23 protein-coding genes are annotated in these 20,556 nt (G+C 64.6%); 17 read left to right on the forward strand and 6 right to left on the reverse strand.

Features of this window, described 5'->3' with window-relative positions; translation table 11 throughout:
• Positions 1-136 precede the first annotated feature (136 nt).
• The 5 genes from DLM46_RS06565 (at position 137) to DLM46_RS06585 (ending at position 4,035) form a co-directional block, all read left to right on the forward strand.
• Positions 137-439, forward strand: coding sequence for a Dabb family protein (locus tag DLM46_RS06565; RefSeq protein ID WP_341868577.1), 303 nt, complete (start codon positions 137-139; stop codon positions 437-439).
• Between the two features lie 10 nt (positions 440-449).
• Positions 450-935 carry a PaaI family thioesterase gene (locus tag DLM46_RS06570; protein ID WP_115099937.1) on the forward strand — a complete coding sequence of 162 codons (486 nt, stop codon included), beginning with the start codon at positions 450-452 and terminating at the stop codon, positions 933-935.
• A 135-nt stretch (positions 936-1,070) separates the two neighbouring features.
• The gene (locus tag DLM46_RS06575) at positions 1,071-2,069 is read left to right on the forward strand and encodes an NADP-dependent oxidoreductase (RefSeq protein ID WP_115100008.1); all 999 of its coding nucleotides are present in this window, start codon (positions 1,071-1,073) and stop codon (positions 2,067-2,069) included.
• A gap of 46 nt (positions 2,070-2,115) precedes the next feature.
• Positions 2,116-2,994 (forward strand): SDR family oxidoreductase, encoded by an 879-nt coding sequence (locus DLM46_RS06580; protein WP_115099938.1) that lies wholly within the window; start codon positions 2,116-2,118, stop codon positions 2,992-2,994.
• A 66-nt stretch (positions 2,995-3,060) separates the two neighbouring features.
• On the forward strand, positions 3,061-4,035 hold the full coding sequence (locus tag DLM46_RS06585; RefSeq protein ID WP_115099939.1) for an alpha/beta hydrolase: 975 nt from the start codon (positions 3,061-3,063) through the stop codon (positions 4,033-4,035).
• 13 nt (positions 4,036-4,048) lie between these two features.
• On the opposite strand, the gene DLM46_RS06590 is transcribed toward DLM46_RS06585, so the two are convergent.
• Together DLM46_RS06590 and ygfZ are read right to left on the reverse strand one after the other, a co-directional pair.
• Complete coding sequence (locus DLM46_RS06590) at positions 4,049-4,891, reverse strand: NRDE family protein (RefSeq protein WP_115099940.1); 843 nt, start codon at positions 4,889-4,891, stop codon at positions 4,049-4,051.
• A gap of 99 nt (positions 4,892-4,990) precedes the next feature.
• The gene (ygfZ, locus tag DLM46_RS06595; RefSeq protein WP_115099941.1) at positions 4,991-6,097 is read right to left on the reverse strand and encodes a CAF17-like 4Fe-4S cluster assembly/insertion protein YgfZ; all 1,107 of its coding nucleotides are present in this window, start codon (positions 6,095-6,097) and stop codon (positions 4,991-4,993) included.
• Positions 6,098-6,175: 78 nt separating this feature from the next.
• Here ygfZ and mltG point away from each other — a divergent pair, with 78 nt between their 5' ends.
• From mltG to DLM46_RS06630, 7 genes are all read left to right on the forward strand, one after another.
• Entirely contained in the window at positions 6,176-7,186 is a 1,011-nt protein-coding gene (mltG, locus tag DLM46_RS06600; RefSeq protein ID WP_115099942.1) for an endolytic transglycosylase MltG, read from the forward strand.
• Complete coding sequence (tmk, locus tag DLM46_RS06605) at positions 7,186-7,806, forward strand: dTMP kinase (protein ID WP_115099943.1); 621 nt, start codon at positions 7,186-7,188, stop codon at positions 7,804-7,806. Before mltG ends, tmk begins: the two co-directional genes overlap by 1 nt.
• A 116-nt stretch (positions 7,807-7,922) precedes the next feature.
• Positions 7,923-8,957 carry a DNA polymerase III subunit delta' gene (locus tag DLM46_RS06610; protein ID WP_115099944.1) on the forward strand — a complete coding sequence of 345 codons (1,035 nt, stop codon included), beginning with the start codon at positions 7,923-7,925 and terminating at the stop codon, positions 8,955-8,957.
• 87 nt (positions 8,958-9,044) lie between these two features.
• The gene (locus tag DLM46_RS06615) at positions 9,045-9,560 is read left to right on the forward strand and encodes a GNAT family N-acetyltransferase (RefSeq protein ID WP_115099945.1); all 516 of its coding nucleotides are present in this window, start codon (positions 9,045-9,047) and stop codon (positions 9,558-9,560) included.
• A gap of 34 nt (positions 9,561-9,594) precedes the next feature.
• Positions 9,595-10,386: a TatD family hydrolase gene (locus DLM46_RS06620; RefSeq protein ID WP_115099946.1), complete on the forward strand. Its 792-nt coding sequence runs from the start codon at positions 9,595-9,597 to the stop codon at positions 10,384-10,386.
• Between the two features lie 52 nt (positions 10,387-10,438).
• A complete protein-coding gene (locus tag DLM46_RS06625) occupies positions 10,439-11,179 on the forward strand; it encodes an ankyrin repeat domain-containing protein (protein WP_115099947.1) in 741 nt (246 codons plus the stop codon).
• 192 nt (positions 11,180-11,371) lie between these two features.
• On the forward strand, positions 11,372-11,728 hold the full coding sequence (locus DLM46_RS06630; RefSeq protein WP_115099948.1) for a Rap1a/Tai family immunity protein: 357 nt from the start codon (positions 11,372-11,374) through the stop codon (positions 11,726-11,728).
• A 289-nt stretch (positions 11,729-12,017) separates the two neighbouring features.
• On the opposite strand, the gene DLM46_RS39305 is transcribed toward DLM46_RS06630, so the two are convergent.
• Complete coding sequence (locus DLM46_RS39305; protein WP_165847914.1) at positions 12,018-12,191, reverse strand: hypothetical protein; 174 nt, start codon at positions 12,189-12,191, stop codon at positions 12,018-12,020.
• Here DLM46_RS39305 and DLM46_RS06635 point away from each other — a divergent pair.
• From DLM46_RS06635 to DLM46_RS06650, 4 genes are all read left to right on the forward strand, one after another.
• On the forward strand, positions 12,190-13,422 hold the full coding sequence (locus DLM46_RS06635) for a mechanosensitive ion channel family protein (protein WP_115099949.1): 1,233 nt from the start codon (positions 12,190-12,192) through the stop codon (positions 13,420-13,422). The two genes, DLM46_RS39305 and DLM46_RS06635, sit on opposite strands and share 2 nt — an antisense overlap.
• Positions 13,423-13,513: 91 nt before the next feature.
• Positions 13,514-14,926 carry an alpha,alpha-trehalose-phosphate synthase (UDP-forming) gene (gene otsA, locus DLM46_RS06640; RefSeq protein ID WP_115099950.1) on the forward strand — a complete coding sequence of 471 codons (1,413 nt, stop codon included), beginning with the start codon at positions 13,514-13,516 and terminating at the stop codon, positions 14,924-14,926.
• A 67-nt stretch (positions 14,927-14,993) separates the two neighbouring features.
• Positions 14,994-16,160, forward strand: coding sequence for an AAA family ATPase (locus DLM46_RS06645; RefSeq protein WP_115100009.1), 1,167 nt, complete (start codon positions 14,994-14,996; stop codon positions 16,158-16,160).
• Positions 16,161-16,408: 248 nt separating this feature from the next.
• Entirely contained in the window at positions 16,409-17,476 is a 1,068-nt protein-coding gene (locus tag DLM46_RS06650; protein ID WP_115099951.1) for a glycosyltransferase family 4 protein, read from the forward strand.
• A gap of 223 nt (positions 17,477-17,699) precedes the next feature.
• Here the strand turns inward: DLM46_RS06650 and DLM46_RS06655 are convergent, their stop codons facing one another.
• The 3 genes from DLM46_RS06655 to DLM46_RS06665 form a co-directional block, all read right to left on the reverse strand.
• The gene (locus DLM46_RS06655) at positions 17,700-18,287 is read right to left on the reverse strand and encodes a BPSL1445 family SYLF domain-containing lipoprotein (protein WP_115099952.1); all 588 of its coding nucleotides are present in this window, start codon (positions 18,285-18,287) and stop codon (positions 17,700-17,702) included.
• A gap of 385 nt (positions 18,288-18,672) precedes the next feature.
• Positions 18,673-19,119 carry a hypothetical protein gene (locus DLM46_RS06660; RefSeq protein ID WP_115099953.1) on the reverse strand — a complete coding sequence of 149 codons (447 nt, stop codon included), beginning with the start codon at positions 19,117-19,119 and terminating at the stop codon, positions 18,673-18,675.
• 367 nt (positions 19,120-19,486) lie between these two features.
• Positions 19,487-19,783 carry a PsiF family protein gene (locus DLM46_RS06665; RefSeq protein ID WP_115099954.1) on the reverse strand — a complete coding sequence of 99 codons (297 nt, stop codon included), beginning with the start codon at positions 19,781-19,783 and terminating at the stop codon, positions 19,487-19,489.
• 448 nt (positions 19,784-20,231) lie between these two features.
• On the opposite strand from DLM46_RS06665, the gene DLM46_RS06670 reads away from it, so the two are divergent.
• Complete coding sequence (locus tag DLM46_RS06670; RefSeq protein ID WP_115099955.1) at positions 20,232-20,528, forward strand: YciI-like protein; 297 nt, start codon at positions 20,232-20,234, stop codon at positions 20,526-20,528.
• Positions 20,529-20,556: the final 28 nt, after the last annotated feature.

Consider the following 20,556-nt stretch of genomic DNA (forward strand, 5'->3'; position numbering starts at 1 on the left):
ATTTCCTGCTATGCGTGCGCGGCATGCAACGCATGTTTGAGCAGCCTGAAGCCCGGGGACTTTCCCGCGACCCGTCAGCGTCGAGCGCGGATGCCAGGTCCCCAGCCCAACGAATTGAATCGAAGAAGGTAACCCCGTGATCCGACATATTGTGATGTGGAAGCTCAAAGAAACCGCCGAGGGTGCAACCCGTGCGGAAAATGCTCTGAAGCTGAAAGAAAAGCTGGAAGGCTGCCGCGACATCGTGCCGGGCATTCTGAAGCTCGAAGTCGGCATCGCGCAGCCGGGGCTGGAGTCGACCTACGACATCGTGCTGGTCTCCGATTTCGCCGACAAGGCCGCGCTCGACGCGTACCAGGTTCATCCGCAGCACGAAGCGCTCAAGGGCTTTACCGGTGCCGTGCGTGAAGCGCGCCAGTGTGTCGATTACGAAATCTGAAAGTAGCGCAATGACCGATTCGTCCTCATCCAAAGCGAACCGCGCGGCGCTGCCCGAGAGCCCGTTTGTCGACCGGCTCGGCGCGCAGCTCGTCTCGGCTGCCGACGGCGTCAGCGAAGTCGTGCTGCCGTTGCAGCCGGATCACATGAACACGTGGGACGTCGCCCACGGCGGCGTCACGATGACGCTGGCCGATGTCGCGCTCGCGATGGCCGCGCGCAGTCTGGCCGGCGACGGCGTCGGCGTGGTCACCGTCGAGATGAAGGTCAACTTCATGCAGCCGGGGCGCGGCGAGTTGCGCGCCAGCGGCCGCGTGCTGCACCGCTCCACCACGATGGCCTATTGCGAAGGCGAGATCCGCGACAGCGAAGGTCACTTCGTCGCCAAAGCGCTCGGCACCTTCAAATACATGCGGCGCCTCGCCGTGGGCCGCGACGTGACGCGGCAGCGTCTGCGCAGCGATCCTTCCGCCAAACCCGGACCAAGCGACGGCTGACCCTTCGACGATGGCGCGTATCGGGAACCGCGCGCGCCGTCAGTGCCTTCGCAAACGTTGTTCGCATCATTCGCCGTTCGCATCATCCGCGCTGTTCACAACATCGCACAACATCGAACCATGGAGACGATCGTCATGCCCCAGATCAACCGTCAACTCGTGCTCGCTTCGCGTCCGCAAGGCGCGGTCACGCCCGATAACTTCAAGCTCGTCGAAACGCCGCTCGCGCCGCTTGCCGATGGCGAATTCCGCGTGCGCAATCATTTCCTGTCACTCGATCCGTACATGCGCGGCCGGATGAACGACAGCAAGTCGTACGCGGCGCCGCAGCCGCTGAACGAAGTGATGATCGGCGGCACGGTGGGCGAAGTGGTCGAGTCGAACAATCCGAAGTTCGCAGTCGGCGACAAGGTCGTCGCGATGTTCGGCTGGCAGGAGTACGGCACCTCGAACGGGGCGGGCGTGCAGAAAGTCGACGACACGCACGTGCCGCTGTCGGCGTATCTCGGTCCGGTCGGCATGCCGGGCGTCACCGCGTGGTACGGGCTGAACAGAATCATCGCGGCGAAGGCGGGCGAGACGGTGGTGATCAGCGCGGCGAGCGGCGCCGTGGGCAGCGTGGTCGGGCAACTGGCGAAGCTGGCCGGCGCGCGTGCGGTTGGTATTGCGGGCGGCGCGGACAAGTGCCGCTACGTGGTCGAGACGCTCGGCTTCGATGCCTGCGTCGATTACAAGGCCGGCAATCTGTATAAGGATCTGAAGGCGGTGACGCCGGACGGCGTCGACGGCTACTTCGAGAACGTCGGCGGCGAAGTACTCGATGTGACCCTCGCGCGCATGAACGCGTTCGGCCGCATCGCGCTGTGCGGGTTTATCGCCGGTTACGACGGCCAGCCGATGCCGCTCAAGCAACCGTCGCTGATGCTCACGCAGCGTCTGCTGGTGCAAGGCTTCATCGTCAGCGAGCACATGGACGTGTGGCCGGAAGCGCTCAGGCAACTCGGCACGCTGGTCGCGCAGAAGAAGCTGCAGTATCGCGAGACCATCGCGCAAGGGCTCGACCAGGCGCCGGAGGCGTTCATCGGTCTGCTCAAGGGCAAGAACTTCGGCAAGCAGCTCGTCAAGCTGATCTGATCGATCTGAACCCGGCTGTCAAAGAGCTCAACCCAGGAGGTACACGATGTTCGAATTCGAAGGCAAGGTGGCGGTGATCACCGGTGCGGCGAGCGGCTTCGGCCGCGCGTTCGCGGAGAAGGGCGCGTCGCTCGGCATGAAGCTCGTGCTGGCCGACGTCGATCCCGCCGCGCTCGCGCAAACCGTCGACGCATTGCGCGCCGGCGGCGCCGAAGTGCTCGGCGTGCCCACCGACGTTTCCAGCGCCGCCCAGGTCGAAGCGCTCGCGCAAGCGGCGCTCGACGCCTTCGGCAAGGTTCATCTGCTGTTCAACAACGCGGGCGTGGGTTCGGGCGGCTTCCTGTGGGAAAGCTCGGCGAACGACTGGGCATGGGTGTTCGGCGTCAACGTGATGGGCGTCGCGCACGGTGTGCGCGTCTTCACCCCGATCATGCTGCGGCAGAACGAGCCGGCGCATATCGTCAATACGGCGTCAGTGGCGGGCTTGCTGTCGCCGCCCGCGATGGGCATTTACAACGCGTCGAAGCACGCGGTCGTGTCGCTCACCGAGACTCTCTATCACGACCTGCAATTGGCACAAGCCGCGGGCGGCGAGGTCGGCTGTTCGCTGCTGTGTCCGGCCTTCGTGCCGACCGGCATCGCCAACGCGGAACGCGCGCGGCCCGAGGCGCTGCGCAACGACACGGGGCCGACGCGCTCGCAAATCGCCGCCGGCAAGCAGCTGCAACGCGCGGTGCAGTCCGGCAAGCTGACGGCGGCCGATGTCGCGGCGCTCACGTTCGAGGCGATCAGGACGCGGCGTTTCTACGTCGTCACGCATCCAGGCATCATGGAGACGGTGAAGCTGCGCCACGACGACATCGAACAGCAGCGCAATCCCACTGATCCCTTGTCGCTGAAGCCCGAGGTAAAGAGCGCAAGCTAGGCGCTCATGGCATCATACGGCGCTCGTTCCGCTCACCCTCGGCGCACCCGCGCCACTTGACGCACAATGCCGCTGAATCCGAAGCTCGAGCAGGTGCTCGACATGATCGCGCGCGCGAGGCGCGCGCCGTATCACGAACTGACCGCGCAACAGGCGCGCGCATCCTACGAGAAAAGCGCGCCGATTCTGGAGATCGCGAGCGCGCCGATGTTCGCGCTCGAGGATCTGCAACTCCCCACGCGCGACGGCGCGGCACTTCGCGCGCGCCTTTATCAACCTGTCGAGCCGAGCTGGGCTGAGCCTGCGCCCGCGCTGGTCTATTTTCACGGCGGCGGCTTCACGGTCGGCAGCGTCGATACGCACGATGCGCTGTGCCGGATGTTCGCGCGCGATGGCCGCTGCGCGGTGCTGTCGGTCGATTACCGGCTCGCACCCGAGTACAAATTCCCCACTGCCGTCGACGATGCATTCGACGCACTGGCCTGGCTGCACGCGCACGCCGCGGAGTACGGCGTGGATGCCGGACGGCTCGCGGTTGGCGGCGATAGCGCGGGCGGCACGCTGGCAATGGTGTGCGCGGTGCTGGCGCGCGACGCCGGCATCGAGCTCGCGCTGCAATTGCTGATCTATCCAGGCACGACCGGTTATCAGCAGACCGATTCCCACTCGCGTCTGGCCGACGGCTTTTTGCTGTCGGGCGATACGATCCAGTGGTTTTTCGAGCAATACGTCCGGGATGCCGGCGATCGCGACGACTGGCGTTTCGCGCCGCTCGACGGCAAGCGCGGTGCGCCCGATTTCAGCGGCCTCGCGCCGGCCTGGATCGCGACCGCCGAATACGATCCCTTGAGCGACGAAGGCGATGCATACGCGGAAAAGCTGCGTGCGGCGGGCAACGAGGTCACGCTAAAACGCTATCCGGGCATGATTCACGAGTTCTTCAAGATGGGCGGCTTCGTGCCCGAGGTCGCGCAGGCTCATGCGCAAGCCGCGGCGGCCTTGCGCGCGGCGTTCGGCGTCGAAGCGTTCGATATCGGGTAAGGGCCGCGACGCTTCAGGCGATCGCGCGTTCGACGTCGAACGCGAAGCTGCGCTCGAAATCGCCGGGCCGCACGATCCGGTGCGAGCCGTTGTCGTCGCTGCGCTCGGCGACTGCCACGCCGATCACGTCGCTGTGTACGAGCACCCGCAGCGCGGTGGTGCCGCGCGTGCCGTATTCCGGCGTTTCGATGAACGCCGCCGACAGCGCCCGTTCGCGTTCGAGCGGAATGCCGGTGGCCGGCAACTCGTCGTCGCGGGCGAGGCGCGGATCGCGCAGCAGATCGATCAGGCGTTCGAGCGGTGGCGTCGGATCGCGTGCGAGCAGGGCGGCCAATTCCGCGCGTTTGTTGACCAGCTTCGGCCACGCGGTGTCGAGCACCGCGTTCGAGATGCCGTGCGTGCCGGGCGCAAGCAGCGTCGGCGCGGTGTCCGAGCGATTGCAATACCAGCCGAGTTCGCGGCGCGTCCAGTCGCCGACGAGCAGGTTGAAGCCGTTGTAGATGTCGCCGGTTTGCGCGACCTGTTGCAGGTAGTCGAGCGGCGTGACGTGAGTTCCGTTGTTCCCGTTGGTGGGGCCGATGAGCCAGTCGCTGACGAGCGTGCCCCGGGTCGGCGCATCGGCGCGCATTTCATGCGGCGCGCGATAGTTGGTCAGCGCGGCGAAGCGGCCGTCGCGCGACATCCCCAGCCACGTGCCGCCGCCCACCAGATCGCGGCCGGCGAGCACGGTGGGCGCGTCATGCCACCAGTTGATCGGTTCGGCGGTGCGGCGAAAGAATTCGTCGCGGTTTGCGGCGAGCGTGAAGAGCGGGCCGTCGGCCGCATCGGGCCGCCAATCGAAGACGATCAGGCACATCGGGGGGCGTCTCCCGGTGGGAATGGGGGAAGTACAAACGCCAAACGCGCGGGCTTAAGCGCCGCGAAGCTGCGGCGCTTAAGCCCGGCAGACGGCAGGTCAAACCTCGGTCGGCAACCCATACGGCAGTTGCAGGAACCGCAACGCCGGGCCATCCGCCGCGCCCAGATGCACCGAGCCGTTTTCCAGCGCCGCGAGCTTGATCTCCACCAGCAGATCGACGCCGCCCTCCGGTGCGCACGCCGCGTTCACGACCATCCCGCATGGCTGGCCCGGGTCGTCCGAGTGGAACAGTTCCGCGCCGGCCTTGACCGTGTCCAGTTCGCCCACCACGTTCGCGAGCGACGTGCGCCGCTTGATGGTGCCGCGATACTGGCTGCGCGCCACGACTTCCTGACCCGGATAGCAGCCTTTGCGGAAGTTCACCGCGCCGAGCACGTCGAAATTGACCATTTGCGGCACGAACTGCTCGACCACCGGCTGCGTGATGCGCGGCTCGCCCGCGCGAATGTCGAGCCAATCCCACACCGCCGGCGAGACGCGCTTGAGCTTGCCATCGAGCGAAGGCAGGCGCGCCTCGATCGCGGCCTTCGGTCCGATCCACAGGTAACGCAGCCGGCCGAGCGCATCGGGCACGCGGATCAGCGAACCCGCCGCGCCGTCCACCTTCACGTGCACGCCGTCCGGCAGCGCGTCGAACACGCTGGAGAGCGCGCGGCGCACATCGCCCGCGAGGCCGACCACCGCCAACTCGCCGCTCGCATCCACGAGTTTGGCCTTGGCGCGCAGCACGAACATCGATAACCGCTTCTGCACTGCGGCCTGCACGTCTTTCGACACCAGCAGGCGGATCGTCTCGCCGCTGCGCCAGGTCAGAAACGATGCCAGCAAACGGCCCTTCGCCGAGCAGTAGCCGGCGAGCCGCGCATTGGCGGCGTCGAGATGCTGGGTGTCGTTCGTCAACTGGCCGTGCAGGAAGCTGGCCGCGTCGTCGCCGGTCACGTCGATCACGCCGAACTGCGTGAGCGGCATATAGGCGCCTTGCTGGACCACGGCGTCGAATTCATCGGAGGCCGGGCGCGGCAGCGTGGCAAGACCGGCAGGTGAAGAAGGAGCGGCGGCAGTGATGCCTGACGAAGTACCTGCAGGGGTGCCTGCGGGGGTGCCTGCGGGGGTGCCTGAACCAGTAGCGAGCGGTATGTTCATGGATTCGGAGAACAGTCAATTCTGACTTTAGCTAAGGCAAACAAGTATTATATGAGCTTCACCCCAGCCACGTTTCGCATGTCCCTCCTGAAGAAATGTCTCGTCGCCGGCTCAATCGTCGTTGTGCTGGCCGCAGCCGCAATTGCCGGCGGATATCACTGGGCCAATAGCCCGCTCGATCTGACTCCTGCGCAACTCGACGTCACTGTCAAACCGCATAGCAGCCTGCGCAGCGTCACGCAGCAACTCAACCGCGGCGGCGTGCCGGTCGAGCCGGAACTGTTCGTCATCATGACGCGGCTGCTCGGGCTGCAAAGCGAGTTGAAGTCGGGCAACTACGAGTTCAAGACAGGTGTGACGCCCTATGAAGTGCTGCAAAAAATCGCCCGTGGCGACGTCAACGAATTCGTGGCGACGATTATCGAGGGTTGGACTTTCAAGCGCATGCGCGCCGAGCTGGACGCCAATCCGGCGCTCAAGCACGACACCGCCGGCATGAGCGACACCGATCTGATGAACGCGATCGGCGCGCCGGAAGCGGCGATCGGCAACGGCGAGGGGCTGTTTTTCCCCGACACGTATCTGTTCGACAAGAACACCAGCGATCTCGACGTGTACCGCCGCGCGTACCGGCTGATGCGCGTGCGTCTTGACGAAGCGTGGAGCGCCCGGGCGGCCGATCTGCCGTACAAGACGCCGTACGACGCGTTGACGATGGCATCGATCATCGAAAAGGAAACCGGCAAGAAGTCGGACCGGCCGATGGTCGCGGCGGTGTTCGCGAACCGTCTGCGAGTGGGTATGCCCTTGCAAACCGACCCGACCGTGATCTACGGAATGGGCGAGAGCTACACCGGCCACATCAGGAAGAAAGACCTGCAGACCGACACTCCCTACAATACCTACACCCGCATGGGCCTGCCGCCGACGCCCATCTCGCTGCCCGGTGTCGCGTCGCTGCAGGCGGCGCTGAACCCGGCGCAAAGCACCGCGCTGTACTTCGTATCGCGCGGCGACGGCAGCAGCATCTTTTCCGACACCCTCGGCGATCACAACAAGGCCGTGGACAAATACATTCGAGGGCAATAATGGCGCGGGGCAAATTCATCACGTTTGAGGGTATCGACGGCGCAGGCAAAACGACCCATCTCGCCTGGTTTCGCGAGCGCCTCGAACAGAAAGTCGCGGCAAGCGGCCGCTCGGTCGTCTTGACGCGCGAACCGGGCGGCACGCCGCTCGGCGAGCAGATCCGCGAGATCGTGCTGCATCAGAAAATGGACCTGGAAACCGAGGCGCTGCTGATGTTCGCGCTGCGCCGCCAGCATCTGGCGGATGTGATCGAGCCGGCTCTCGCGCGCGGCGACTGGGTGCTGTCGGATCGCTTCACCGACGCGACTTTCGCCTATCAGGGCGGCGGCCGCGGCCTGCCGCGCGACAAGCTCGAAACACTGGAGCGCTGGGTGCAGGGCGGCTTTCAGCCGGATCTGACCGTGTTGTTCGACCTCGCGCCCGAGATCGCCAGCGAACGGCGCAGTGCGGCGCGCGACCCGGATCGTTTCGAGAGCGAATCGGCGGCGTTTTTTAACCGCACGCGCACGGAGTATCTGCGCCGCGCGGAAGAAGCGCCGTACCGGTTCGCTATCATCGACTCCTCGCAGAGCATCGCCCGCATTCAGAAGCAACTTGAAGAATTGATTGCAACACTTTGATTTTAAATTAATATAATTCTGCCTTGTAGCGGCGTTGATGGTTCGTGAGATTTCTCATCAAGCGCAGTCAACCCGCAGTCAACCCGCAGTCAACCGATTGATTCAAAAGAGAAACGATGATTTATCCGTGGCAAGCCGATGACTGGAATCGCCTGCAACAGTTGCGCGGTCACTGGCCGCACGCCTTGTTGCTCCATGGGCAGGCCGGCATCGGCAAGCTGCGCTTTGCCCAGCATCTGGCGCAAGGGCTGCTGTGCGAGGCGCAACAGGCCAACGGCGAGCCGTGCGGCGCCTGTGTGGCGTGCAACTGGTTCGCGCAGGGCAATCATCCGGACTATCGAATCGTCGTGCCGGAAGCGCTGGCTGCCGAAGCGGGCCTCGCCAGCAACGCCGACGAAAAAGCCGACAAGGCCGACGCCGACGAAGGCAAGAAAACGCGCGCGCCCAGCAAGGAAATCAAGATCGAGCAGGTCCGCGGCCTGCTCGATTTCGTCGGCGTCGGGTCGCATCGCGGCGGCGTGCGCGTGATCGTCCTGTATCCGGCGGAAGGGCTGAACGTCGCCGCCGCCAATGCGCTGCTGAAGACGCTCGAGGAACCGCCGGCCGGCGTGGTGTTCCTGATGGTGTCGGCGCGCATCGACCGCTTGCTGCCGACCATCATCAGCCGTTGCCGGCAATGGCCGATGACCACGCCCGCCCCGGATGTCGCGACGAAGTGGCTGGCCGTGCAAGGCGTGGCCGACGCCCCCGCGTTGCTGGCCGAAGCCGGCGGCGCACCGCTCACGGCGCTCGCGCTCGCCGGCGACGAAAACCGCGCACTGCGCGACTGGACGCTGAAACAACTGGCGGCCGGTCCGGATTGCGACGCCTTCGCTTGCGGCGAAGCACTGCAGAAGCTGCCGGTGCCGCTGGTGCTCGGCTGGCTGCAACGCTGGATGTACGACTTGCTGGCGCAGCGCACCGCCGGCGCTCCGCGCTATTTTCCACAGGCGTCGGCGGCGCTGACACGCTGTGCGTCGCAGGCCGACGCCAGCGCGTTCGCGCGTTTCATGCGGACCGTGACGCGCCAGCGCGCGGTGGAGAACCATCCGCTGAACGCGCGGCTGGTGTTCGAGGAATTGTTTATCGGCTACCGCGAGCTGTTCGCCTAAGCCTGTTGCTTTCGTGCGCGGGTCTTGTCGGCGTCTCGCTCCCGGGCCCGTCCGCCGTCCCGCCTTTCACCCCAGGTTCAATACACCATGACCCTTTCCTACCGCGACGCGACCCTCGACGACCTGCCGGCGATCGTCGCCATCTACAATTCGACGGTGCCGTCGCGGCAAGTGACCGCCGATCTGGAGCCGGTCAGCGTCGAAAGCCGGGTGGCCTGGTTTCACGCGCACGGTCCGCAAAAGCGTCCGCTGTGGGTGGTGGACGATCCGCAAACCGGCCGCGTGATCGCCTGGCTGAGCTTTTCGGATTTCTACGGCCGCCCGGCCTATCAGCGCAGCGCCGAAGTCAGCATCTATCTGGACGAAAGCGCACGCGGCAAGGGCCTCGGCAAGCAGTTGCTGGCCGCCTCGCTCGCGGCGGCGCCGGCGCTCGGCATCGACACGGTGCTCGGGTTTATCTTCGGCCACAATGAGGCGAGCCTGCGCCTGTTCCGCGGCTTCGGCTTCGACACGTGGGGTGCGCTGCCGCGCGTCGCGGTGCTGGACGGCGTGGAGCGCGATCTGGTGATTCTCGGCAAGCGGCTCGGCACGGCCGCCGCCTGATTCACCTCGGGTTATTTATCAGCAGGACATCACCATGTTTGTCGACTCGCACTGTCATATCAACTTCGAAGGACTCGCCGAGCGCCTGCCGCAGGTGCTGGAGAACATGCGCAGCCATTCGGTGACGCACGCGCTGTGCGTGTCGGTCGATCTCGAGACGCTGCCGTCCGTGCTGGAGATCGCCAGTCAGTATGAGAACGTTTATGCGTCGGTCGGCGTGCATCCGGATCACGAGGAGATGCGCGAGCCGAGCGTCGCCGAGCTGATCGAACTGGCCGAACATCCGAAAGTGGTCGCGATCGGCGAGACGGGGCTCGACTACTACCGTCTGGAAGGCCGCACGATCGCCGACATGGAATGGCAGCGCGAGCGCTTTCGCACGCATATCCGCGCGGCGCACGCCACGCAAAAGCCGCTGATCATTCACACGCGTTCGTCGGCGCAAGACACGCTGCGCATCATGGCCGAGGAGCGCGCAGGCGAGCCCGGCGGCGTGATGCACTGCTTCACGGAGCCGTGGGCAGTCGCCGAGCAAGCTCTGGCGCAGAATTTTTACATATCGCTGTCGGGCATCGTCACGTTCAAGAGTGCGACCGACGTGCAGGATGTCGCGCGCCGCGTGCCGCTCGAGCGGCTGCTGATCGAAACCGACTCGCCATACCTCGCGCCGGTGCCGTATCGCGGCAAGCCTAATGAACCTGCGTACGTCAGTTATGTCGGACGGTTTATCGCGCAGCAACGCGAGATGCCGGATACGGCGCTGGCCACCGCGACCACGCAAAACTTCTTCCGACTGTTCAAGATCCCCGCACCGGCTGGCGTCTGATCAATAAAGATTAAAGATATCAAAAGGATAGGAAATTCTCCTAAAGCAAAATATGAGAAACAATTCGACTTCGATCGCAGCGTTTGAACAGACTTCGGCCGCGCCGCACGCTTTCGGTTCGGCGCGCCGCGGCCTGTCCGGTTTTGCGTTCGCCGCCACGCTGGCTTGCGCCGCGCTGAGTTCGGTGATTGCGACGCCCGCTGAGGCGGCGCCGATCGACTCTCTGATCAAGTCGGTCAAGTTCGACGACGTCAACGGCGTCAACAAGCTGCTCGCCAAGGGCATGGACCCGAACAGCGTCGACAACCAGGGCATTCCGCTGCTGGTGCTGGCCGCGCGCGAGAAGTCCGACAAGGTGGGCGCCGCGCTGATCGCCAATCCGAAGACCGACATCGAGATCGAGGACAAGGCCGGCGAAAACGCGATGATGATGGCGGCGTTGAACGGCGACATCGACTTCGTCAAGCTGCTGATCGCGAAGGACGCCGAAGTCAGCAAGAAGGGCTGGACGCCGCTGCACTACGCGGCGGCGAACGGCCACGACGATATCGTCAAGCTGCTGCTCGACCATTCGGCCTATATCGACGCTGGTTCGCCCAACGGCACCACGCCGCTGATGATGGCCGCGCGCGGCGGTCACGTGTCGACCGTCAAGCTGCTGCTCGACAACGGCGCGGACCTCACGGTGAAGAACCAGATCGGCCTGACCGCGCTCGATTTCGCGAAGACCTATAAGGAACCGGACGTGGTCGAGGGACTGACCGCGCGTTTGCAGCAAATGCAAAAGAAATAAAGCGCGCGGGGCGTCCGACGGAAGGAGCGCTGAACCGGCAATTGAGCCTTAATTGAGCCTTAAAAGGGTGGCAGTTCGCACGACTGCCGCCTGGCAAAACAGTGCAGAATGACGGCTTTGGCGTGCCGTGTTGGGCGCGCCCTCCGGATGCGGCACCAGACCGCCTGATAAACACCCCTGGAAAGGAACACCATGCTGCGGGCTTTGATTTTCGCCAGCGCGCTTGCCGTACCGCTATCGGCAGCTGCGTTTACGGGAGGCGACCTCAACAAGCTGTGCACCAAGACCGATGTGGCGTCGCGCAGCGCGTGCGCCGCGTATATCGAAGGCGCCGCGGACGGCATCTTCAATACGATCGACGCGATCGGCGGCACCACCGGGCCGCGCGTCGGCCAGTACTTCTGCTTGCCGCAAGACGCGCGCTCGGCGCAGCTCACCGACGCGGTGCGCAAATACATCGCGGACAACCCGATCGTCGCGGGCTATAACGCCAGTACGGCGATCTCGCTGGGGCTCGGCAAGGCGTTTCCCTGCAAGAGCGGCAGTTGATTTCGATTTGAACGACGGTTGGCGCCGACCGGCTCGCGGTTGGCTGGTTCGGCGGTTCGGCCGGCTTGAGCGGTACTGTTTCAACCCGGCGCGATGCCGGTTAAAACCGGGCTTGATCCCCGGCTGCGCTTTCAGAAGTTGCCCGCCGCGGCCGTCTTTCCCCGTCCGGACGGACGGACGCCTTGGGCTTGCACAGGCGAGCCGTGCCGCGGCAGCAGGTGCAGCCATGCCTAGCCGGCGCGCCGTCGTAGCGTTCGCGCCGATGTCATCGACCGGGCCGCTTCGGCGCTCACACCCGCTCCGCAGGCGGCTTGCCGGCAGTCGGCGGTCGGCAGTCGCCAGTCGGCAGCCGGTTCACCGCCTGTCCACCCGGCCCGCGCGGCGCGCACAATGCACCACGCAACATCGCCGCCGCCCGGTCGCCGGTTCCGTTTTCAGCCACCAAGAGGAAAACGCCCTTCATGCCCACTTTCGACGAATTGAGCCGTATCGCGGAAGCACCGCTGCATACGTGGCTCGGCGCCTTGACCGTCTCGGTGATCGCGGCGCTGCTGGCCGCCGGCGTGCAGCGGGTCGGCGCGCGCATCGTCACGCGAATCGCGCGGCCGTATCCGCTCACCAGCGTCGTGCTGCGCTATATCGACAAACCGTCGCTGTTCGTCCTCGTGATCCTGATGCTGGAAGCCGTCTGGTGGGAGGCGCCCGACACGCTGATGTTCATCACGCCGCTGCGCGACGCCGCCGCGATCGCGCTGATCGGCGCGCTCACGTGGCTGTCGGTGCGCTCGGCGGCGGCGATCGGCGAGGCGATCGTCCAGGCCCATCCGCTCGATACCGCCGACAACCTGCAGGCACGCCGCATCCATACGCAGGCGCGGGTGCTGGCGCGTTCGGTGATGCTGGTGATCGTGATCGTGATCGTCGGCGTGGGCGGCGCGCTGATGACGTTTCCGAGTGTGCGGCAGATCGGCGCGAGCCTGCTGGCCTCGGCGGGCGTGGCCGGTCTGGTCGCGGGTATTGCGGCGCGGCCGGTGCTCGGCAATCTGATCGCCGGCTTGCAGATCGCGCTGTCGCAACCGATCCGGCTCGACGACGTCGTCGTGATTCAGGGCGAGTGGGGGCGTATCGAGGAAATCACCGGCACGTATGTGTCGGTGCGCTTGTGGGACCAGCGGCGGCTGATCGTGCCGCTGCAATGGTTCATCGAGAATCCGTTTTCCAACTGGACGCGCAGCAATTCGCAGATCATCGGCACGGTGTTTCTGTATGTCGATTACCGGATGCCGCTCGCGCCGTTGCGCGAGGAACTCGCGCGCATCGTCGAGAACGCCCCGGAGTGGGATCGCCGCGTGCAGGTGCTGCAAGTCACCGACGGCACCGAGCGCTCGATGCAGTTGCGCGCGCTGGTCAGCTCGCTCGATTCAGGCTTGAACTGGGACTTGCGCTGCCGGGTCCGTGAAGGGCTGCTCGACTTCATTCAGAAGCACTATCCGCAGTACTTGCCGAGAGCGCGCGCCGAAGTATCGGCCGAAGAACTGGAAAGCGGCAAGGGCGAGCCGCTCGACTGGGTGCCACGCAGCACGCGGACGTCCGCGGACAGCACCGCGGCGCGCACCGAAGCCGATCCGGTGGCGAGCCGCGCGGGCCCTGCGCAGGCGAGCGAGCCGCGGGCGAGGCAGAAGGAAAAGGCGTAGCGCGGACGGTCGTGTGCCGATGCGGGCGGTGTAGCAGCGGTGCCGGCGTACGTGCCGCGCCGCGCCGTGCGAACCATGGAGGACAACCAGCATGGGCCGACTGATCGTCGTGTCGAATCGCGTCGCAACGCCGACGGAAACCAGAAGCTCGGCGGGCGGCCTCGCCGTCGGCGTGTTCGGCGCGCTCAAGGATGCGGGAGGCGTGTGGTTCGGCTGGAGCGGCGACGTAGTGAGCGAGACCGTCGCCCATGCCGGTCCGACTCTGGAGCAGGACGGCGCGGTGACCTTCGCGACCGTCGGCCTCACACGTAAGGATTACGACCAATACTATCGCGGCTTTTCGAACGCGACGCTGTGGCCGGTGTTCCACTACCGCAACGACCTCGCGCGTTACGAGCGCGAAGAGTATGCGGGCTACCGGCGCGTGAACGCGTGGCTCGCGCACAAGCTGATCAAGCTGCTCGAACCCGACGACGTGATCTGGGTTCACGACTACCATCTGATCCCGTTCGCCGAAGCGCTACGCTCGGAAGGCATCACGAACCGGATTGGCTTCTTCCTGCACATTCCGTTTCCCTCGCCGCAGGTTCTGCTCAACATTCCGCCGCACGAAGAGCTGGTGAAGTCGTTGTCGTGCTACGACCTGTTGGGTTTCCAGACCACGACCGATGAACTCGCCTTTCACGACTACGTGAGGCGCCACGCGCGCGGCAGCGTGGGCGCGGACGGCCACGTCGACGCATTCGGCCGCAAGCTGCGCACGGGCGTCTATCGGATCGGCGTGTTTCCCGACGAAATCGCCGAGCAGGCGAAGCGCTATGAAGGCCGTCAGCATGTGCTCGACCTGAAGCAGAGCCTCGAAGGTCGCAAGCTGATCATGAGCGTCGACAGGCTCGATTATTCGAAGGGCCTGGTCGAACGGTTTCGGGCGTTCGAGCAGCTGCTGGAGCGCTCGCCCGAATGGCGCGGCAACGTCACGCTGGTGCAGATCGCACCGCCAACCCGCTCGGACGTCGCGACCTATCAGAAGATCCGTCAGGATCTGGAATACGAAGCAGGGCGCATCAATGGCCGCTACTCGGGCCTCGACTACACGCCGATCCGCTATCTGAATCAACAGTACGACCGCTGGAAGCTGATGTCGCTGTTTCGCGAGTCGCAGATCGGTTTTGTCACGCCGTTGCACGACGGCATGAATCTCGTCGCGAAAGAATACGTGGCCGCGCAGAATCCCGACGATCCGGGCGTGCTGGTGCTGTCGATTTTCGCCGGTGCGGCGGCGGAACTGAGCGGCGCGCTGCTGGTCAATCCGCACGATGCGATCGGCATGTGCGAGGCCTTGCAGCGTGCTTTGCAGATGCCGCTCGAGGCGCGCCGGCGGCGTCATGAGATCAATATGGCGGCGCTGCGCAAGAACGATCTCGGCGTGTGGCGCGATACGTTCCTGAGCGATCTGCGCAGCGTGCCGGTGCAGAAACCGGGTAACGGCGGCGGGCATAACTGATGGTGCGTATGAACGAGGTTGCGTTACTGGTCGTGCCGCGGCGCGCGGTTGACCGATGGGGGGCGGCATGCTGACCACCTTGGCTATCGCGGGGTACCGGTCGCTGCGCGAATTGATCGTGCCGCTCGGCCGCCTGAATGTGATCACGGGCGCGAATGGCAGCGGCAAATCGAGCGTGTATCGCGCGCTGCGGCTGCTGGCCGAAACTGCGCGCGGCGGCGTGATTACGTCGCTGGCGCGCGAGGGCGGCTTGCAATCGACTTTATGGGCCGGGCCTGAACGCTTCTCGCGCGCGATGCTGGCAGGTGAGTCTGCTGTCGAGGGCACGCGCCGCAAAGAGCCGGTGAGTCTGCGGCGCGGTTTTTCCGGCGATGAATTCGGTTATGCGATCGATCTGGGCTTGCCGCTACTCGATCAGGCCACACGGTTCCCGCTCGATCCAACGATCAAGCGCGAATGCATCTGGAGCGGCCCCGTGTTACGGCCGTCGGCGCTGCTGGTCGACCGGCGCGGTCCGGCGATCCATACGCGCGATGACGAACGCGGCTGGCAGACTATTGCGCAACCCGTCGCGAGCTTCGACAGCATGATGACGGAGTTCTCCGACCCGCGCACCGCGCCGGAGATGATCACGGTGCGCGAGCAGATCCGCTCATGGCGTTTCTACGACCATTTCCGCACGGATGCCGAAGCGGCGGTGCGCCTGCCGCAGATCGGGACGCACACCCCGGTGCTGTCCAACGACGGCGCGGACCTCGCGGCCGCGTTGCAAACCATTCGCGAGATCCGCGATCCGGCCGTACTGGATGCCGCCATCGATGACGCTTTCCCAGGTTCGCGCCTCGACATCGCCACCCAGGACGGCCGCTTCGAAGTGACGATGCAGCAGCACGGCTTGCTGCGACCGCTGAAAGGCGCCGAACTGTCGGACGGCACCTTGCGCTATCTGCTGCTGGTCGCGGCGCTGTTGACGCCGCGTCCGCCCGCGCTGTTGGTGCTCAATGAACCGGAGACGAGTCTGCATCCGGATCTGCTGCCGGCGCTCGCGCGTCTGATCGCACGGGCTTCCGTGCATTCCCAGGTGCTGGTGGTGTCACATGCGGCGCGGTTGATCGCGGCGCTCGAGCGGGAGGACGAGAGTCAGTCGATCGTGCTCGAAAAACACCTTGGCGCCACGCGTATTGCGGATGCAGACGATCGCGACCTGCCGGCGTGGAAGTGGCCGGCACGATAAAGAGCATCAAGGGCGCGGCGCCGGATGTAAATTGAATGTAACAGCGCCAAGGAATTGAAAGGGCCAAGGGCTTTTTATTGCGCCCTGGTGAATAATGCGAGGATGCGGGTGGTGCAGGCGGCCGCGCGGCGCTCCGTTGCATTGCGCGGAGATGCCGGCGCTGTCATATTCAGCGCCCTTGAGGCGCCGGTAGTGCGTCCCGCTGCAGGCCAAAAGCGGCCCAAGCCGACCGTTCACGGAGACAGGATATGAAGATTGCGCAGATCGCCCCTTTGACCGAATCGGTGCCGCCGAAGCTGTATGGCGGCACGGAGCGCGTCGTGTCGTACATCACCGAGGCGCTGGTCGATCTCGGCCATGACGTGACGCTGTTCGCGAGCGGCGACTCCGTCACCAGTGCGAAGCTCGAAGCGGTATGGCCGCGGGCGTTGCGTCTGGACCCGGGCATACGCGACCGCATCGCGCCCCATATGCTGTTGATGGAACTGGTGCGCCGTCAGGCCGAAGATTTCGACGTGCTGCATTTCCACCTCGACTACTACTCGTTTTCGGTCTTCAAGCGGCAGGACACGCCGTTCGTCACGACCATGCACGGCCGCCTCGACTTGCCCGAGCAACAACCGGTGTTCGACACCTTCAACACCGCGCCGGTCATTTCGATTTCGAATGCGCAGCGCCATCCGTTGCCGCAGGCCAGGTGGCTCACCACCGTCTATCACGGCTTGCCGGAACAGCTCTACACGCCGCAACCGGTCGAGCAGAAGTACCTTGCGTTTCTCGGCCGCATCTCGCCGGAAAAGCGGGTCGACACGGCGATCCGCATTGCCGGGCGCTGCGGCATGCCGATTCGCATCGCCGCGAAAGTCGATGCCGCCGACCGCGAATACTTCGAGCGCGACATCCGGCCCTTGCTGGATCTGCCGTACGTCGAGTACATCGGCGAAATCGCGGATAACCAGAAGGCCGAATTCCTGTCCGGCGCGCATGCGCTGCTATTTCCGATCGACTGGCCGGAACCGTTCGGTCTGGTGATGATCGAGGCGATGGCGTGCGGCACGCCAGTAATCGCGTTCAATCGCGGCTCGGTGCCCGAAGTGCTGGAAGAGGGCGTGACCGGCTTCATCGTCGAAGACGAGATCGGCGCGGTGGCGGCGGTGAATCGCCTGCACAAGGTGCCGCGCGCGGGTGTCCGGCAACGCTTCGAAGAGCGCTTCACGTCGCACCGGATGGCGCAGCAATATGTGGACGCGTATCAATCGGTGATTCGCGCGCAGAAACGCTCGCGCTTCAAGGTGATCGATTCGTCGGGGAGCTGAGTTGCGCTGAGCCGCGGCGGGCGGCTGCGCAAAAAAAGAACGGCGGTGCAGTGCGCATCGCCGTTTTTTTGATGGCTGCTGCACCGGCCTCGCAGCCCCGGCGTCAGCCTGATGGAACATGGACTGCGTTTGACCCGCAGCGTTTGGTCCGCTGCGTTTGACCCAGTTACCGCCTCGTGCGAGCCCGGCGGATCAAACGCAGACCCGTCAACCGGTGGCGCGCTTAGATCTTCAGGCGCGATACCTTGGTGCCCTGGAGCGATACATCGGCCATCAGGCCGGCATTGGTCAGCACGAACACTTGGACCGGCGCCGTAGCCGTGGTCGTATCGATCGCGCCGTTCGCGCCCACCTTGACCAGCGCCACCGAGGCGTCGCCACCCACGGCCCAGCCGTCCGAGTTGCGGAATTTGTCGAGCGAGTCCTGCGTCATGAACAGGAAGATGATGGCCTTCGACTGCGCACCGGCCTGCAGACCGAGTGAGCCGGAAACCGTGCTGTAGTAGCCGACCGTGCCGCCGCCCACGCGCAGCGCGCCTTCGCCGTACTGGCCGCCGACAATGAAACCTGCTTGCAGCACCGACGGGAACACGAGTACGCCGCGCGCCTTCGACACGAGTTCGCGCGAGCCCGTCACGGAGGTGAACAGCCGGGACATGGTGCCGTCGACGCTGGCGTCGATCGACTTGCGTTTGGATGCATCAGTGGACGCCGTGTCCTGGCTGCTCCCGGTCGTTGTACAACCGGCGAGTGCAAGGCCTCCGAAAGCGAGCGCAGCGGTAGTCTTCAACATGAAGTTTCGTCTTTGCATCGTTTTTCTCCATCGTGGTTCCTGGGCGCAACCTCAAATGTAGCGGCGGGTTGCCTTTTCGTTATATCACACGCAAGCCTTGATTGCTGTCTTCGCGGGTTCGCTAAAAGCCTTGTGTGGCGGGGCTTTGCGCCAGATCGCAAAACTCGATGCTGTAAATCTGACCGGCCTCGGGAGGCGCTTGCCGGCCGTTTGGAAAGTGCGGCCGCGTGGGTCCGGGCAGCATCATGCCCGATAACTGTCCGCACGAAGAAGCCGGCACTCCGGCAGCGCGACGCACTCGTTTTTACCGATTTTCGCGTCGTACTGGCGTCGTGCGAATGGTGTTGAAATCGAATTGAAAGTGTCGTCGGGATGCCGCAACAGCGACGTGGTCGGCCGCTCGTCAGCCGTTGTTCGCCGGACTTTTCACCGGTGGCCGCCGCAACACGCGGCGGATGACGCCGATCAGCGCGCCGATCGCGAACAGCGTGATGGCCGGTACGATCCAGTAGCCGACGAAGGCGTGCCAAAGGTAAGCGAAGAGAGTCGCGCGGCGCACGCTGTATTCATCGCGGGCCTCCTGTTGACGCGGCGCGTTGGCGGCCAGCACGTCGGCCGGGCAGCCGGCTGCCTGCGCTTCGTCGGGTTTGCCGTGACAGCGCGCGGGTGCGCCGGCGGCGCGTTGTGCGTCGGTGAAATTCCAGGTGGTCAGCGCGCGGTCGAGGTCGACGTTGTTATACGCCATTTCCTCCCGGATCTCGTTGACCGCGACGATTGCCACCGGCACCGCCCAGAATATGATCACGACCAGCCACCGCCTCAACCAGCGGTTTTTATGTTTCGATACCATCCTTGCCTCCGATCGATGCGCTTTGGCATCAACGACAAGATGGCGGCCCGTCTAATGTTGTGTGTGGGGGTGGGCCGTCTCCGCAGCCATCATAGAAGAAAAACGGCGCGTTCGCGCGAATGGGCTGTGAAGCTGCTGTGGACGGGCGTGAAGCGGTTGTGAAGCGACCAGGGAGGGACGGTGAAGCTTGGCTATGGGGCGCGCGCGATGAAGCGGCCTATGAAGCGGCGATGAAGCGGCGATGAAGCGGCGATGCAGCGGCGATGAAGCGGCGATGAAGCACCAGCGCGCCAGGAAGTAAAAACAGCGACCGCGCCGGAGAACGGCGCGGCCCTGTTCAGGCAAGGCGCGGTGATGCGCCGCGCGATTAGTTAGCCGGCGCGGACGACAGGCAGGTCTTCATGAACGCCTTGCGGTCGTCGCCTTTCTTGCCGGCGGCCTGCGTGTTGCACGCCTTCATCTTGTCCTGCTGGCTCATCGGCGCAGCGGCGGCCGGTTTCGCCGACAGGCAGGTCTTCATGAAGGCCTTGCGTTCGTCGCCCTTCTTGTCGCCGGCCTGCTTGTTACAGTCGGCCATTTTCGTTTGCTGGCTGTTCTGCGCGAACGCCGGCGAAACGAGGACCGCGCCCAACACCAGCGTTGCGATTGCGGATTGGATCTTCATGTGACACTCCCTTCGGTGGTGAAAACGTTTTTAGTGGTCGTGCGCGCAGGCGTCAACGGCATCCGGGACACCCCCGGCACGTCCATGGTGGCAATTGCTGTCTGCCAGAACGGACAAAAACGCATTCCGGTTGACAAGCCGCGACGGTGGTTTTCCCTACCTGGCGGGGCAGGGGAAGCCGCCCTCCAGTGTAGGGGTGCACGGATCGCGGCACTGTCAAGTTATGTTATGCATTCCAGATTAATTGACATGGAAAATTCAAACAGATCACCGCCGTGGGTGGTGAAATGATGAAAGCTTTAGCCACGAAATCGGCATTGCGCTTGTGGACAATCGAATAAGAAATAGGCAGGAAATTTCGCTGTCGATCGCGCGGGTAATATGGGCTCGAATTCCGTGCCGAGATGCTGCTCATCTCATCAATCACGCATGTCAAGGAGGCTACGCCATGCACTACCTGTTGATGTACGATCTCGTGTCCGACTACCTCGAACGTCGCGGCGCGTATCGCGACGAGCATCTGAAACACGCATGGGCGGCGGTCGAGCGCGGCGAATTGCTGCTCGCGGGCGCGCTGTCCGACCCGGTCGATACGGCTGTGCTGCTCTTCCAGAGCGACTCGCCCGCGGCCGCCGGCGCCTTTGCCGAGGCCGATCCATATGTGCTTGCGGGTCTCGTGACGCGTTGGCGCGTGCGGCCATGGACGACCGTGGTGGGCGAGCACGCGTCGCAACCGGTACGCTAGAACCAGCGCCCTGAACTTCTTTCGAGCA

It is taken from the genome of Paraburkholderia lacunae, assembly GCF_003353175.1.
GTDB classification, from domain to species: domain Bacteria; phylum Pseudomonadota; class Gammaproteobacteria; order Burkholderiales; family Burkholderiaceae; genus Paraburkholderia; species Paraburkholderia lacunae.

Bases quoted from the DNA above. Each gene is read 5' to 3' on its own strand.
- DLM46_RS06645 (WP_115100009.1), top strand. From the start codon at position 14,994: ATGCTGACCACCTTGGCTATCGCGGGGTACCGGTCGCTGCGCGAATTG.
- DLM46_RS06630 (WP_115099948.1), top strand. From the start codon at position 11,372: ATGCTGCGGGCTTTGATTTTCGCCAGCGCGCTTGCCGTACCGCTATCG.
- DLM46_RS06620 (WP_115099946.1), top strand. From the start codon at position 9,595: ATGTTTGTCGACTCGCACTGTCATATCAACTTCGAAGGACTCGCCGAG.
- DLM46_RS39305 (WP_165847914.1), bottom strand. From the start codon at position 12,191: ATGAAGGGCGTTTTCCTCTTGGTGGCTGAAAACGGAACCGGCGACCGG.
- DLM46_RS06650 (WP_115099951.1), top strand. From the start codon at position 16,409: ATGAAGATTGCGCAGATCGCCCCTTTGACCGAATCGGTGCCGCCGAAG.
- DLM46_RS06615 (WP_115099945.1), top strand. From the start codon at position 9,045: ATGACCCTTTCCTACCGCGACGCGACCCTCGACGACCTGCCGGCGATC.
- DLM46_RS06610 (WP_115099944.1), top strand. From the start codon at position 7,923: ATGATTTATCCGTGGCAAGCCGATGACTGGAATCGCCTGCAACAGTTG.
- DLM46_RS06635 (WP_115099949.1), top strand. From the start codon at position 12,190: ATGCCCACTTTCGACGAATTGAGCCGTATCGCGGAAGCACCGCTGCAT.
- DLM46_RS06660 (WP_115099953.1), bottom strand. From the start codon at position 19,119: ATGGTATCGAAACATAAAAACCGCTGGTTGAGGCGGTGGCTGGTCGTG.
- mltG (WP_115099942.1), top strand. From the start codon at position 6,176: ATGTCCCTCCTGAAGAAATGTCTCGTCGCCGGCTCAATCGTCGTTGTG.
- DLM46_RS06590 (WP_115099940.1), bottom strand. From the start codon at position 4,891: ATGTGCCTGATCGTCTTCGATTGGCGGCCCGATGCGGCCGACGGCCCG.
- ygfZ (WP_115099941.1), bottom strand. From the start codon at position 6,097: ATGAACATACCGCTCGCTACTGGTTCAGGCACCCCCGCAGGCACCCCC.
- DLM46_RS06625 (WP_115099947.1), top strand. From the start codon at position 10,439: ATGAGAAACAATTCGACTTCGATCGCAGCGTTTGAACAGACTTCGGCC.
- tmk (WP_115099943.1), top strand. From the start codon at position 7,186: ATGGCGCGGGGCAAATTCATCACGTTTGAGGGTATCGACGGCGCAGGC.
- DLM46_RS06585 (WP_115099939.1), top strand. From the start codon at position 3,061: ATGCCGCTGAATCCGAAGCTCGAGCAGGTGCTCGACATGATCGCGCGC.
- DLM46_RS06570 (WP_115099937.1), top strand. From the start codon at position 450: ATGACCGATTCGTCCTCATCCAAAGCGAACCGCGCGGCGCTGCCCGAG.
- DLM46_RS06580 (WP_115099938.1), top strand. From the start codon at position 2,116: ATGTTCGAATTCGAAGGCAAGGTGGCGGTGATCACCGGTGCGGCGAGC.
- DLM46_RS06665 (WP_115099954.1), bottom strand. From the start codon at position 19,783: ATGAAGATCCAATCCGCAATCGCAACGCTGGTGTTGGGCGCGGTCCTC.
- DLM46_RS06575 (WP_115100008.1), top strand. From the start codon at position 1,071: ATGCCCCAGATCAACCGTCAACTCGTGCTCGCTTCGCGTCCGCAAGGC.
- DLM46_RS06655 (WP_115099952.1), bottom strand. From the start codon at position 18,287: ATGCAAAGACGAAACTTCATGTTGAAGACTACCGCTGCGCTCGCTTTC.
- otsA (WP_115099950.1), top strand. From the start codon at position 13,514: ATGGGCCGACTGATCGTCGTGTCGAATCGCGTCGCAACGCCGACGGAA.
- DLM46_RS06670 (WP_115099955.1), top strand. From the start codon at position 20,232: ATGCACTACCTGTTGATGTACGATCTCGTGTCCGACTACCTCGAACGT.